This is a genomic window from Nocardia sp. NPDC058499, assembly GCF_042719915.1.
Taxonomy (GTDB): domain Bacteria; phylum Actinomycetota; class Actinomycetes; order Mycobacteriales; family Mycobacteriaceae; genus Nocardia.
This window is the reverse complement of the sequence record NZ_JBHXMZ010000026.1, coordinates 11,575-24,513: the sequence shown is the minus strand read 5'-3', so window position 1 is coordinate 24,513 and position 12,939 is coordinate 11,575. Positions and strand designations below refer to the sequence as shown.

The window sequence follows — 12,939 nt, the reverse complement described above, 5'->3', positions numbered from 1 at the left end:
TCAACCAGTTACCGGAGACCTCGCCACATCACCAACTTCTCCACCCGGACAACGGGTTCCGCCCCACAACTCGGGCGCTTATGAAACAGGCTCTAAGGGGCAGTGCGCTGTTACGGCGTGTGTGGTCAACGACTACCTCGGGGGGGACGTCTTCAACACGGTCGCGACCCTGCCCGGTGGTGAAACAGTGTCCCATTACCTGAACTGCGTTGACGGACAGATCATCGATTTGACGGCGCAACAGTTCCCGCCGGGCACCAGCTTCACGCCACCGGTGCCCAAAACCATGGGAAAGCAATCGACACGGGAGTACTGCCTGTCTTATGAGGGAACGCGCAGGCGATACGAACTGCTGAGTGCGCGGGTCGCGGAATCTCTCAGGCCCGGTCAGCGGTCATGACCGGGCGGTCCACATCCCGAGCAGCTCACGTACCTCTCGTACCGCGCTGTGCGGACGAACAGCCGACACGATGCCTTGGAGAGCCGCCTGCAATCGAGTGGAGGCGACAGCGCTGGCGGCTTCGAAATGGTCGGTCAGCAAGACGCATGCGTCGGCGATGGAACCCGACTGCAGATAGCTTTCGGCGAGCCTGATCCGCCAGGCGGCGGTCTCTCGGGGATAGGTCGCCGTACCGGCGATCGCGGCGCGTAGGTACGCGGCGGACTCCCGATGGCTGCCGATACGCATGAAGACCAACCCGGTAAGCCCGCTGAGCTGGGCTTCGGGTAGGTGCGCAAGGTAGCCGGGATCACGCCCCCTGGTCGATTCGTATGCGCGATGCGCACGACCGACCGCTGCCACCATTGCGGAGCGGTCTCCGATGGCGCCGTACGCTTCCGCTTCACGGATAGCCGCCAGCGCGCGCAGTTTGGGCCCGCCCTCGCGGCGTGCGGCCAACTGGGCCGCCTCAGCCAGCTTGATTCCTTCTCTCGGCCGAGAGCCCTCCCGGTATGACAGCAGGCACGCGTTGATCCATGCGTGCGCGGCGGCGATTCCGTCGCCGGTGGCGGTTGCGGCCTGCGCTGCGTCGGCGTAGTAGCGTTTGGCGTCCTCCCAGCGTCCTGCGTCGTAATGGATCCAGCCGGCCACCGTCATCATTTCTGCGGCTGCGCCGGCCAGCGTTGCGCCGACCTTCTCGGAGTAGTCGCCGTGGTCGAGAAGGTGCTGCACATACCGGGATTGGTTTGTGGCCAGAGCGCAAAGTCGGTCTCCTCCCGCGACCAGCTGAAGTTCGTGTAACTGATCGATACCACTGACAATTCGTTCGACATCCGAGGCACCGATCCTTGTACGGCCTGCTTCAGAAGAGTTCGTCTGCTGCCGGGTATCGGCAGCCAGCGCCGTACCGAGCCCGGTCTTGAAGAACTGGCGTCGTTTCAACTCCGCCTCCTCATCGGCTGCCAGTAATGCGGTCAGAGGAACCTGCAATGCCGTTGCTACGCGCCGCAAGACGCGAACATCGTAGGCGGCGGGACCATCGTGTTCCAGCTGCGAGACGGCGGGCTGGGTGAAATGGATGAGAGCTCCGAGTTCTGCCTGAGTCAGGCCGCTGGACTTGCGTATCCGCCGGATGGTCGCGCCGATGGTCACAGACATCCCAGCCCCCGCTTGTTGTGCCGCAGTCATTTGTTGTCTCAGGACAGCAGCCATGGTCTCTGAAGTTCTCGCGCCCGAGCCAACGATATACCGATCTCTGTATATCCCAGAAGAGTTCGTGAATCCTCCACCACGTCGGCCGCCTCCTACGCCCTACGCCCTACGTTCGCTTCGGTGCCCGGCACCGGGCCTACGCCGTACTCGAGCGGCGCACCGACTGCCCGACGGGAGGCAGGACGGTGGCGAAACGCCCCCGGTGCCGGGCACCGAACCAGCACACACTACGAACGGGGCGAATCATGGGTGAGCAGCAGCGAGCGATCGGACTGATCCGCAGGGACGTCGACGGACACGGCGGTACGGATATCGCCGAACTGGCGGAGCCGCTATGGGTATCGCTTGGTGTGGACGGTGTATCTCGATACCGGGCCACTGGTCTCGGCGCTCATTGTGGCGGACGCGATTTGCGAGCACAACGCCTCGGCGATCGTGGCGCCCTCGCCTGCGCACGTGGACGGGTACAGAAACGCCATCACCGACATCGCCACGCTCATTGCACCGATGCGGCTCTACGCGCGAGGGTTTCCGTGGCCGACCACAGACCCGCAGCAAGAGGTAGAACCCGGCAGGAGCGGGCGGTAGGGATGGCCACCTTGGGATTGATTGTCGCAGCTGGAATACCCCTTCTGGTGCTGCTGTGGTGCCTGGTCGAACCGGGTTCCCCGGTGGCGGGTGCACGTCATGTACGTCAACGGCAGGGGACATGATGTGGCCGACCGCGTTCGGATGGATCGACCACGATGTGAGCAGCTCGCTGGAGTGGGATCGGGCGCAGGTCCTGCGGCTCGCGCGTCGCCTCGGCTACCGCGTGGTGTGGCCGGATGAACGCTCGATGCTGCCGGTAGCCGACCAGGCGCGCAACGCGCGGGTCGATGTCGTGATCCTGCCTGCGCCGGACCATCTCGGCCCGCTGGAGTTGAACCGTGTCATGAATGTTGCCGATGTGGAGACGGTGTCGCCCCGGTTGTCGTTCGCGCGGTGGTCGATCGCCGGGGCCGGGCGGTGATCGCGCTCGGCTGGACCGTCGTAGTCGGTGTGCCGGTGGTGGTGCTCGTCTGGGCGATGTGTTGGCCGAAACGCTGACCAGGTGGGTCATCCGATCCAGTCGAGTGTTTGTCCGTGCCCTCCGGTTAGTGCGACCGGGCGGCCGTTGAAGGAGAGGACGAAACGCCCGCCGATCTGCTCGACGGGGATCGCGAGCCGGCGGGTGATGTTCGGGAGCACGCCAGGCCCTTCGTTGGCGATCCACTGACAGGGCAGTGCTTCGACGGTGTCTTGGAAAGCAGCGCGTGCGTCGGCGTCGAGGTAGTTGAGGACGGCGCTGTGGAAGACGACAACGGTCGTGTCGGCGGGCGCCTGGCGCACCAAGTCGGCGATGTCGGCGTTGAGGTCGCCGCGGATGAGGTGTGGGGCCTCTTCTCGGGCGATGGCGGCAGCGCGGTGCAGGCGTTCGCGGCGGCTGTGGTGTTCGGGCCAGACGAGACTGTCCAGCCAGGCCATGTCGTCGTGGTCGGTGACGTCGAGTGGGTGGAGGTCGATGCCCGCGCGGTACGCGATGGTGGGGAGCCTGTCGGGAAGGGGCGGGTTGCCGGTGGTGGCGCAAGCCAACTGGACCGGCGATGGCCCGGTCTCCGGGTCGATGCGGTGAGCTTCGTCGTAGAGATAGCTGTAGCGGTCAGGGAGGAGACATAGTCCGGCGGACGCGCCCACTTCGATCAGTGACAGTCTCCCACGGAGCAGACCGAGCAGCGGAAGCAGCACCGCGACCCGCCCGGCCTCGTTGGTCTGGGTGGAGCGGGCGAGCACCGCCTGTTTCAGGGTGGTCCAATTGCTCAGCACCCATGTTCGGAACGAAGCGTACGAGTCGGCGGGTCCGCCGTGGTGACGGGCCGCGCCGAGGACGAGGTTCGGTTGGCGCTTGTGTTCCGGCAGTCGATCGATAAGTGCCAGAATCTCGGCGTCCTCAGCGATCCCCGTGCTGAGCAGTTCGTATAACGGTGACGATCCGTGAGCTTCGAGTCGCGCGAATCGCCGATACCACTCCGCTGTGTTCATAGTGGACGACTACTACCGAATTCCGCGTCGGAGGAACAATTGCGATCACCCGATCGCTTCACATGGGCGGCGAACCCGATCAGATCGGGTGTGACCGTGGGGCCGGTGTCTCCTGCCGGATACTGCTTGCCCCACATTTGCCCCAAGAATCCGACGTGGGCCGATCTCCTGGCAGGAATGCAGGCCTTGACCCGTGCCTTCATGGTGGGCGCAGACGGGTTCGAACCGCCGACCGCTGGTGTGTAAAACCAGAGCTCTACCGCTGAGCTATACGCCCGGATCCCCCGGAGCGTATCCGGGGGAACGGTCTATGAATCTAGCGCGGCGAGCGCTTTCTCCCAAGCCGCCTGGTCACGGGGCTCTCCGGGGCCGTTCATCTCCGCGAAACGGATGATTCCTTCGCGGTCCACGACGAAGGTGCCGCGGTTGGCGAAGCCGGTGGTGTCGTTGAAGACGCCGTAGTCCTGGGCGATCTTGCCGTGCGGCCAGAAGTCCGACAGCAGCGGGAAGGTGTAGCCCTGTTCGGCGGCCCAGATCTTGTGGGTCGGCGGGGGGCCCACCGAGATCGCGATGATCTCGGCGTTGTCGTTCTGGAAGCGCGGCAGTTCGTCGCGGACCTTGCACAGCTCGCCCTGGCAGATGCCGGTGAAAGCGAGCGGGTAGAACACGATCAGGACGTTCTTCTTGCCGCGGTAATCCGACAGCGAGACTTCCTGATTGTTCTGGTCCTTGAGGGTGAACTCCGGCGCCTGGGTGCCTACCTCGAGGGGCATGGGTATCCTCCGAATCTCCTGCCGCGCACTATGTTGTCCGGGCGCGCGGCACAGCTGTGGGCGGCTCAGCGCTGTTTGGTCGGTGCCTTGGGCTGCACCAGCCGGCTGGCCGACCATTCACCGAGTTTGATCGCCGAGGTCTGGGTGAGCCCCGCCGTCGGCGCGGATTCGGCGATCTCACTGGGATCGACGTGCCCGTCGTTACCGGTTTTCGGGGTCAGCACCCAGATGAAGCCGTCGTCGGCCAGCGGGCCGATCGCCTCCATCAGTTCGTCGACCAGGTCGCCGTCGCCGTCCCGCCACCACAGCAGGACGACATCGATGACCTCGTCGGAATCTTCGTCCAGCAGTTCACTGCCGGCGGTCTCCTCGACGTCGGCCCGTAGGTCGTCGTTGGTGTCCTCGTCCCAGCCCAGCTCCTGGACAACCATTCCGTGGGTGATGCCAAGCTTCTGAGCGAAATTCTGATCGTCCGCCGCGGCGACCACGGTGGCGTCCTCCTCAACTCCCGACTACAAGATATCTGCAAGCGAACATGGTTATCGGCCCTAACGCAAGCCGATCGGGTAGATCGAATTTCTGATGTCGCGACAAAAGCCTGGTGACGGGCGTTCGAGATCATCCGGGGCAGGCATCGCGTACCGCGTTGCGCGCGTCGTTCACGCGCTTGCTCGCATCGTTGAGCGGTCCGACGGGGGAGGTGTAGGTCATCTCGCGGGTCGCCTGGGACAGGGCGCGGGCCGCGTTGACGTAGTCGGTGAATTTCGCCTTCAGATCGTCGGGCAGATTCGCGCCGGCGGCGTTCATGCCGCCTTCGACCTGATTGGCGGCGTCGTCGAGTGCGGTGACCGCGGCGTCACGTTTGGCGTCGTAGTCGGGCGCGTTGCTGTCGTGCGCGTCGACGAACTCGTTGTATTTGGTGACGCCGGTGCCGGTGGTGCCGGGAAACAGGCCGCAGTTGTCGGCGATCGCCTTGTCGCGGGCGGCCGCGATCTGCGAGGACGTGGCGGCCGCGGACGAGGAGGAGGCGAAACTGCGGTAGGCGGTGGCTTCGGCGGCGTTGGGCGTCGCAACGCCTTCGATCTGGTTCGCGCAACCCGCCAGGGTCGCGCCGGTGACCAGTGCCGCCGCGGCGCAAATCAGCCCGAATCGGCGCGGGTCCAGCCCTTGCATCGTCCTCCGACTCCTCGGTTACCACTGCGTAGCCCTGCCTGTCGAACGGTACTGGATGGGCGGCTGACATGATGATGTGGGACGCGCCACGCAAGGACGCGGGCGCGCCCGGAACTAGTCGTCACGGGTGACCTGCACACCAGCGGGCCACTCGGGGTCACCGCAGCCATCAGCTCGACCACCCCCTGTACGAGGAGCAGTTTTGACCGATCTGATCCACTCTGGCGTCCCGGCGGAATCCGCTGAGCCGGGTTCCGCGCCCACCCCCAGCACCGCCAACGGCGTGCCGCCCGGTGGCCGAGTCCGTGTGATTCGTGAAGGAGTGGCCTCTTACCTACCGGATATCGACCCGGAGGAGACCAGCGAATGGCTCGAATCCTTCGATCAGATGCTGGAGCGTGAAGGTCCCGGCCGCGCCCGCTACCTGATGCTCCGGATGCTCGAACGCGCCGGCGAGCGCCGTGTATCTATTCCGTCGCTGACGTCCACGGATTACGTCAACACCATTCCGACCGAGAACGAGCCCTGGTTCCCCGGCGACGAGGAGACCGAGCGGCGCTTTCGGGCCTGGATCCGCTGGAACGCGGCCATCATGGTGCACCGGGCGCAGCGTCCGGGTATCGGCGTGGGCGGGCATATCTCGACCTATGCGTCGTCGGCGGCGCTGTACGAGGTCGGGTTCAATCATTTCTTCCGCGGTAAGGACCATCCCGGCGGCGGTGATTCGATCTTCATCCAGGGTCACGCCTCGCCCGGTATCTACGCCCGCGCCTTCCTCGAGGGCCGGTTGTCCACCGATCAGCTCGACGGTTTCCGCCAGGAATACAGTCACGGCGGTCTCGGTAAGGGTCTGCCGTCGTATCCGCATCCGCGGTTGCTGAGCGATTTCTGGGAATTCCCGACGGTATCGATGGGCCTGGGCCCGATGAACGCCATCTACCAGGCCCGCTTCAACCACTACCTGCACGATCGCGAGATCAAGGACACCTCGGATCAGCATGTGTGGGCGTTCCTGGGCGACGGCGAGATGGACGAACCCGAATCGCGCGGTCTCGCCCATGTGGCGGCCATGGAGGGTCTGGACAACCTGACCTTCGTGGTGAACTGCAACCTGCAGCGCCTCGACGGCCCGGTCCGCGGTAACGGCAAGATCATCCAGGAACTGGAGTCGTTCTTCCGCGGCGCCGGCTGGAACGTGATCAAGGTGATCTGGGGCCGCGAATGGGATGCGCTGCTGGGTGCGGACCGCGACGGCGCGCTGGTGAACCTGATGAACACCACGCCCGACGGTGACTACCAGACCTACAAGGCCAACGACGGTGCGTATGTCCGCGACCATTTCTTCGGCCGCGACCCGCGCACCAAGGCCCTGGTGCAGGATCTGTCGGATCAGGAGATCTGGAACCTCAAGCGCGGCGGTCACGACTACCGCAAGGTGTATGCGGCGTACGCGGCGGCGCTGGCGCACAAGGGCCAGCCGACGGTGATCCTGGCGAAGACGATCAAGGGTTACACCCTCGGTAAGCATTTCGAGGGCCGTAACGCCACGCATCAGATGAAGAAGCTGACGCTGCAGGATCTGAAGGATTTCCGCGATCTGCAGCGGATCCCGATCAGCGATGCCGAGCTGGAGAAGGATCCGTACCTGCCCCCGTACTACCACCCGGGCGCGGAGACCAAGGAGATCCAGTACATGCTGGATCGCCGGAAGGCGCTCGGTGGTTACCTGCCGGAACGGCGGACGAATATCGCACCGCTGAAACTGCCGGGCGACGAGGCGTACAAGTCGGTGCGCAAGGGGTCCGGGAAGCAGAATGTGGCCACCACCATGGCCCTGGTGCGGTTGATGAAGGAGCTGCTGCGCGATAAGGAGATCGGTAAGCGGATCGTGCCGATCATCCCGGACGAGGCCCGCACCTTCGGGATGGACTCGTGGTTCCCGTCGCTGAAGATCTACAACCGCAACGGCCAGCTCTACACCTCGGTCGACGCGGAACTGATGCTCGCCTACAAGGAGAGCACCGTCGGGCAGATCCTGCACGAAGGCATCAACGAGGGCGGGTCCACTGCCTCGTTCACCGCGGTCGGCACCTCGTATGCCACCCACGGCGAGCCGATGATCCCGCTCTACATCTTCTATTCGATGTTCGGGTTCCAGCGCACCGGCGACGGGCTGTGGGCCGCGGCCGATCAGCTGGCCCGCGGGTTCGTGCTCGGCGCGACCGCCGGGCGGACCACACTCACCGGTGAGGGTCTGCAGCACAACGACGGGCATTCGCTGCTGCTGGCGTCCACCAATCCCGCCGTGGTGTCCTACGATCCTGCGTTCTCCTTCGAGATCGCCCATATCGTGCGCGACGGGTTGCGCCGGATGTACGGCGGGACCCCGGGTGTGGATGGGTTCGGCGGGGAGAACATCTTCTACTACCTCACCCTGTACAACGAGCCCTACCAGCAGCCGGCCGAGCCCGAGGGCCTGGACGTGGATGGTCTGCTCAAGGGCATCTACCTGTACCGCAAGGGCGGTGCGGGCGATGTGCGCGCGCAGATCCTGGTCTCCGGTGTCACCGTGCCCGACGGTCTGCGGGCGCAGCAGCTGCTGGCCGACCACTGGGGTGTGGCCGCCGATGTCTGGTCGGTCACCTCGTACGGTCAGCTGCGCCGCGAGGCCCTGGAGTTGGAGATCGAGGCGCTGCACCATCCGGGTGAGGATCCGGGGCAGCCCTATATCGCCCGTGCGCTGGCCGGCGCCGAGGGGCCCTTCGTGGCGGCCTCGGACTGGATGCGCGCGGTACCGGACCAGATCCGCAAATGGGTACCGGGCGATTTCACCACGCTCGGGACCGACGGGTTCGGGTTCTCCGATACCCGCCCGGCCGCGCGCCGGGTGTTCAACGTGGACGCCGAATCCATCGCCGTCGCCGCGTTGGCGGGACTGGCCCGGATGGGCAAACTCGATTCGGCCAAGGCCGCCGAGGCCGCGGCCCGGTATCGGATCGACGATGTATCCGCCGCGGAGAAGTTCACCGCCGGTGGGGCAGGAGATGCGGAGTGACGGCAACTCGATGATCGAACGCAGACCACCGCGACCTCGCCGGGTCACCGACGGCTCCTCTGCGAACGAGGTGTACCTGCCGACCGGCGCCCTGTCGCCGAACCGGCAGACCCGCGATCCTTTGCCGGACACACTGCTGCGACGCGTCAAGCAGTTCTCCGGCCGGTTGTCCACCGAAGCCGTGGGGTCGATGCAGGACCGGTTGCCGTTCTTCGCCGATCTGGACGCCGCGCAGCGCGCGGGTGTGCAGATGCTGGTGCAGACCGCGGTGGTCAACTTCCTGGAATGGCTCCAGGACCCGGACAGCGATATCCGGTTCAGCCTGGACGCCTTCCAGGTCATTCCGCAGGATCTGGCGCGGCGGCTGACGCTGCGCCAGACCGTGGACATGGTGCGGGTGGCCATGGAGTTCTTCGAACAGTGGCTGCCCGCGCTGGCGCGTAACGATCGCCAGCTGGTGGCGCTCACCGAGGCGGTGCTGCGGTACGGGCGTGAGCTCGGGTTCGCGGCCGCCTCGGTGTACGCCAGTGCCGCCGAATCCCGAGGCGCGTGGGATACCCGCCTGGAGGCGCTGGTGGTCGACGCGGTGGTGCGCGGGGACACCGGCCCGGACATGCTTTCCCGGGCCGCCACGTTGAACTGGGACGCCACTGCGCCCGCCACGGTGCTGGTGGGTACCCCGCCGCTGGATCAGGGCATTTCGGTGGTCGGGGCGGTGCACACCATCGCGGCCCGGCACGGCCGGGCGGCGCTCGCGGTGGTGCAGGGGTCGCGGCTGGTGATGGTGGTGAGCGGCCACCTCGGCGACGCCCCGCACTCGTCGCCGTTCATGGACGATCTGCTCACCGAGGCGTTCTCCGACGGTCCCGTGGTGATCGGGCCGACCACCCGTACCCTGGGCGCGGCCCACAGCAGTGCACTGGAGGCGCTGGCCGGGATGGAGGCCGTCATCGGGTGGCGGGACGCCCCGCGACCTGTGCATGCGATGGAATTGTTGCCCGAACGCGCCCTGCTCGGTGATCGAGCTGCGACGGACGCACTTGTCGAGTACCTTGTGCTTCCGTTGGCTTCGGCGGGTTCGGCTCTCGCGGACACCCTGGATGCGTATCTGGAATGCGGCGGCGCGGTCGAGATGTGTGCTCGGCAACTGTACGTTCATCCAAATACTGTGCGTTATCGCTTGAAGCGGGTCAGTGAGGTCACGGGCCGGGATCCGCTCAACCCGCGGGACTCCTACGTGCTGCGAATCGCCGCCACAGTAGGTCGGTTGACACGAACTCGTAACGAATCGTCAACACCTGCCTCAGACGAATCTTTTGTCCCGATGGACAAAGATGGGCTGTAACGGCTGGGAACCTTCATCCGATCCGGACACCCCACGCGGGCATTTGTGGGGACCATACAAAAGCCGTCCGCAAGCTCTATTCACGTCGACATCTCGCGAAAGCGGCTTCACAGTGTTTTCTTAGGTACGTGATCGCGTTGTTCGCCCCTGGACAGGGCTCTCAGACACCCGGCATGCTCGCGCCTTGGCTCGACCTGCCGGGCGCGCATGACCGCCTCGCACTGTGGTCGAAGGAATCGGGTCTGGATCTGGTCCGGCTCGGGACCGAGGCGACCGCCGAAGAGATCACCGACACCGCGGTGACCCAGCCGCTCGTGGTCGCGGCCGCACTGCTCGCCTTCGCCGAAATCGGCGAGAGCCGGGTACCGGCCGACACCATCGTGGCCGGCCATTCGGTGGGTGAACTCGCCGCCGCCGCGGTCGCCGGAGTGATCTCCGCCGACCAAGCGGTTACGCTGGCAGCTATCCGCGGTGCCGAAATGGCGAAGGCGTGCGCGCTGGAACCCACCGGTATGTCCGCGGTGCTCGGCGGCGACGAGGCCGCCGTGCTGGCCCGGCTCGAAGAATTGGAGCTGGTCCCCGCCAACCGCAATGCCACCGGCCAGATCGTCGCGGCCGGCCGGCTCGACGCCTTGGCCGAACTGGCGGCGAACCCGCCGGAGAAGGCCCGCGTGCGGGCACTGCCGGTGGCGGGCGCGTTCCACACCGAGTTCATGGCACCGGCCCAGCAGGCGGTAGCGGCGGCGATCGCCGAGATCACCCCGCACGAACCCACCCGGATACTGTTGTCCAACGCCGACGGCAAGCCGGTCGAATCCGGCGCCGACGCGGTGGCTAAGCTCGCCGCGCAGGTCACCCGGCCCGTCCGGTGGGACCTGTGCACCGAAACCGTCCGGCAGGCCGGCGTTTCGGCGGTGGCGGAGCTGCCACCGGCGGGAACCCTCGTCGGCATTGCCAAACGGGAGCTCAAGGGCACCCCCAACCTGGCGCTGAAGACGCCCGAGGACATCCCCGCGCTGGCCGGGCTCGCGAGCTCCGGCTAGCGTGCCTGCGGCCGTGTTTCCACCGATTCGCGGCGGGAACCCGGCACCCGGGCGGCGTAACCGATCGCCGTTCCGGCCCGAAGTACCAAGTAGAGCCCTACACGGAAAACAAGAAGGGAGCCACGAAGTGGCCGCTCTGACCCAGGAACAAATCGTCGAGGAACTCGGCAAGATCATCGAAGAGGTGACGGGTATCGAACCCTCCGAGGTAACGATGGAGAAGTCCTTCGTCGATGACCTGGACATCGATTCGCTGTCGATGGTCGAGATCGCGGTGCAGATGGAGGACAAGTACGGCGTCAAGATTCCCGATGAGGATCTCGCCAGCCTGAAGACCGTCGGCGATTCCGTCGCCTACGTCCAGAAGCTCGAGGCCGAGAACTCCGAGATGGCCGCCGAGCTCAAGGCCAAGCTCGGCAACGCCGAGTAGGGCCGACACCGTGACCACTCCTTCCACTCTGAACGGGAACTTCCCCAACGTCGTCGTCACCAGCCTGGCGGCGTCCACGTCCATCGCGGGAGATGTCGATGCGACGTGGAAGGGCCTCCTCAACGGCGAGAGCGGTATCGACGTTCTCGAGGACTCTTTCGTCGAGGAATACGACCTTCCGGTTCGTATCGGCGGCCACCTGAAGGTGTCGCCGGACAGCCTGCTGAGCCGGGTCGAGATCCGGCGGATGGCCTACGTCGAGCGGCTCGCCACCGTGCTGGGCCGTGAGGTCTGGCGCAACGCGGGCAGCCCGGAGGTCGATCCGGACCGGCTGGGTGTGGCCATCGGCACTGGACTAGGTGGCGGTGACGCGCTCATCGATTCGGTCGACAAGCTGAAGAACGGCGGTTATCGCAAGATTTCGCCGCTCGCTGTTCAGATGGTCATGCCGAACGGGCCGTCCGCCGTCGTCGGTCTCGAGCTGCAGGCCCGGGCGGGAGTGGTCACTCCGGTCTCGGCATGCTCGTCCGGTTCGGAGGGCATTGCGAACGCGTGGCGGATGATCGTCATGGGTGACGCCGATATGGTCGTCACCGGCGGCGTCGAGGGCTTCATCGACGCGGTGCCGATCGCGGCCTTCACCATGATGCGCGCCATGAGCACCCGTAACGACGACCCGAAGGCGGCCTCGCGCCCGTTCGACAAAGACCGGGACGGTTTCGTGTTCGGCGAGGCCGGCGCGCTCATGGTCCTCGAAACCGAGGAACACGCCAAGGCACGCGGCGCGACCATCCACGCCCGTCTGCTCGGTGCCGGGATCACCTCCGACGGTTTCCACCTGGTCGCGCCCGATCCCGAGGGCACCGGCGCCGCGCGCGCCATGACCAGGGCCATGCAGACCGCGGGTCTGTCCAAGCAGGACATCACCCATATCAACGCGCACGCCACCGCCACCCCGATCGGCGATACCGCCGAGGCCAACGCGATCCACAAGGCCGTCGGCAACCACGCCTCGGTCTACGCGCCCAAATCGGCGCTGGGGCATTCGATCGGCGCCGTTGGTGCGCTGGAATCGGTGCTCACCGTGATGGCCATCCGGGACGGTATCGTGCCGCCCACCCTGAACCTGGACAACCAGGATCCCGAGATCGACCTCGATGTGGTGCACGGCGAAGCCCGCCGCCAGGAAATCGAGTACGCGATCAACAATTCGTTCGGTTTCGGTGGGCACAATGTCGCGCTCGCCTTCGGTCGGGCCTGACGGCCTTCCGGACCTGATCGAATAGTTCGACGACCCGAAGCGGGGGGGGAGGGGGGGAGGGGGGGTGGGGGGAGGGGGGAGAGTGAGGGGGGGGGGGAGCTAGCCGAGATCGACTACATGGGCTTGTATCGGGTCCGCCCACCAAAG

The 12,939-nt window shown here is 65.9% G+C and carries 12 protein-coding genes and 1 tRNA gene; 7 read left to right on the top strand and 6 right to left on the bottom strand.

What is annotated here, in order from left to right; all coding sequences use genetic code 11:
- Positions 1-400: hypothetical protein (locus ACFWPH_RS34280; protein WP_378756464.1), on the top strand; the 400-nt coding region annotated here is incomplete at its 5' end.
- Here the strand turns inward: ACFWPH_RS34280 and ACFWPH_RS34275 are convergent.
- On the bottom strand, positions 395-1,591 hold the full coding sequence (locus ACFWPH_RS34275) for a helix-turn-helix domain-containing protein (RefSeq protein ID WP_378756463.1): 1,197 nt from the start codon (positions 1,589-1,591) through the stop codon (positions 395-397). The two genes, ACFWPH_RS34280 and ACFWPH_RS34275, sit on opposite strands and share 6 nt — an antisense overlap.
- Positions 1,592-2,360: 769 nt before the next feature.
- Between ACFWPH_RS34275 and ACFWPH_RS34270 the strand changes: the two genes are divergently transcribed.
- Positions 2,361-2,663 carry a hypothetical protein gene (locus tag ACFWPH_RS34270; RefSeq protein ID WP_378756462.1) on the top strand — a complete coding sequence of 101 codons (303 nt, stop codon included), beginning with the start codon at positions 2,361-2,363 and terminating at the stop codon, positions 2,661-2,663.
- 86 nt (positions 2,664-2,749) lie between these two features.
- Here the strand turns inward: ACFWPH_RS34270 and ACFWPH_RS34265 are convergent, their stop codons facing one another.
- From ACFWPH_RS34265 to ACFWPH_RS34245, 5 genes are all read right to left on the bottom strand, one after another.
- Positions 2,750-3,712: a DUF2332 domain-containing protein gene (locus tag ACFWPH_RS34265; RefSeq protein ID WP_378756461.1), complete on the bottom strand. Its 963-nt coding sequence runs from the start codon at positions 3,710-3,712 to the stop codon at positions 2,750-2,752.
- A gap of 202 nt (positions 3,713-3,914) precedes the next feature.
- Positions 3,915-3,989 (bottom strand) — tRNA-Val (locus ACFWPH_RS34260).
- A 31-nt stretch (positions 3,990-4,020) separates the two neighbouring features.
- Positions 4,021-4,485 carry a peroxiredoxin gene (locus tag ACFWPH_RS34255; RefSeq protein ID WP_280419804.1) on the bottom strand — a complete coding sequence of 155 codons (465 nt, stop codon included), beginning with the start codon at positions 4,483-4,485 and terminating at the stop codon, positions 4,021-4,023.
- Positions 4,486-4,550: 65 nt separating this feature from the next.
- Entirely contained in the window at positions 4,551-4,973 is a 423-nt protein-coding gene (locus ACFWPH_RS34250) for a DUF3052 domain-containing protein (protein ID WP_033244929.1), read from the bottom strand.
- Positions 4,974-5,103: 130 nt separating this feature from the next.
- Complete coding sequence (locus ACFWPH_RS34245) at positions 5,104-5,658, bottom strand: hypothetical protein (protein WP_378756460.1); 555 nt, start codon at positions 5,656-5,658, stop codon at positions 5,104-5,106.
- 202 nt (positions 5,659-5,860) lie between these two features.
- On the opposite strand from ACFWPH_RS34245, the gene aceE reads away from it, so the two are divergent.
- The 5 genes from aceE to ACFWPH_RS34220 all read left to right on the top strand — a co-directional run bounded on the left by aceE (position 5,861) and on the right by ACFWPH_RS34220 (position 12,792).
- Positions 5,861-8,713 (top strand): pyruvate dehydrogenase (acetyl-transferring), homodimeric type, encoded by a 2,853-nt coding sequence (gene aceE, locus ACFWPH_RS34240; protein WP_378756459.1) that lies wholly within the window; start codon positions 5,861-5,863, stop codon positions 8,711-8,713.
- Positions 8,714-8,723: 10 nt separating this feature from the next.
- On the top strand, positions 8,724-10,058 hold the full coding sequence (locus ACFWPH_RS34235) for a PucR family transcriptional regulator (RefSeq protein WP_378756466.1): 1,335 nt from the start codon (positions 8,724-8,726) through the stop codon (positions 10,056-10,058).
- A 128-nt stretch (positions 10,059-10,186) separates the two neighbouring features.
- Positions 10,187-11,101, top strand: coding sequence for an ACP S-malonyltransferase (locus ACFWPH_RS34230; protein WP_378756458.1), 915 nt, complete (start codon positions 10,187-10,189; stop codon positions 11,099-11,101).
- A gap of 127 nt (positions 11,102-11,228) precedes the next feature.
- A complete protein-coding gene (acpM, locus tag ACFWPH_RS34225) occupies positions 11,229-11,531 on the top strand; it encodes a meromycolate extension acyl carrier protein AcpM (protein ID WP_068039418.1) in 303 nt (100 codons plus the stop codon).
- Between the two features lie 10 nt (positions 11,532-11,541).
- Positions 11,542-12,792 carry a KasA/KasB family beta-ketoacyl-ACP synthase gene (locus ACFWPH_RS34220; protein WP_378756457.1) on the top strand — a complete coding sequence of 417 codons (1,251 nt, stop codon included), beginning with the start codon at positions 11,542-11,544 and terminating at the stop codon, positions 12,790-12,792.
- Positions 12,793-12,939: the final 147 nt, after the last annotated feature.

Bases quoted from the DNA above. Each gene is read 5' to 3' on its own strand.
- ACFWPH_RS34270 (WP_378756462.1), top strand. From the start codon at position 2,361: ATGATGTGGCCGACCGCGTTCGGATGGATCGACCACGATGTGAGCAGC.
- ACFWPH_RS34265 (WP_378756461.1), bottom strand. From the start codon at position 3,712: ATGAACACAGCGGAGTGGTATCGGCGATTCGCGCGACTCGAAGCTCAC.
- ACFWPH_RS34255 (WP_280419804.1), bottom strand. From the start codon at position 4,485: ATGCCCCTCGAGGTAGGCACCCAGGCGCCGGAGTTCACCCTCAAGGAC.
- ACFWPH_RS34245 (WP_378756460.1), bottom strand. From the start codon at position 5,658: ATGCAAGGGCTGGACCCGCGCCGATTCGGGCTGATTTGCGCCGCGGCG.
- ACFWPH_RS34235 (WP_378756466.1), top strand. From the start codon at position 8,724: ATGATCGAACGCAGACCACCGCGACCTCGCCGGGTCACCGACGGCTCC.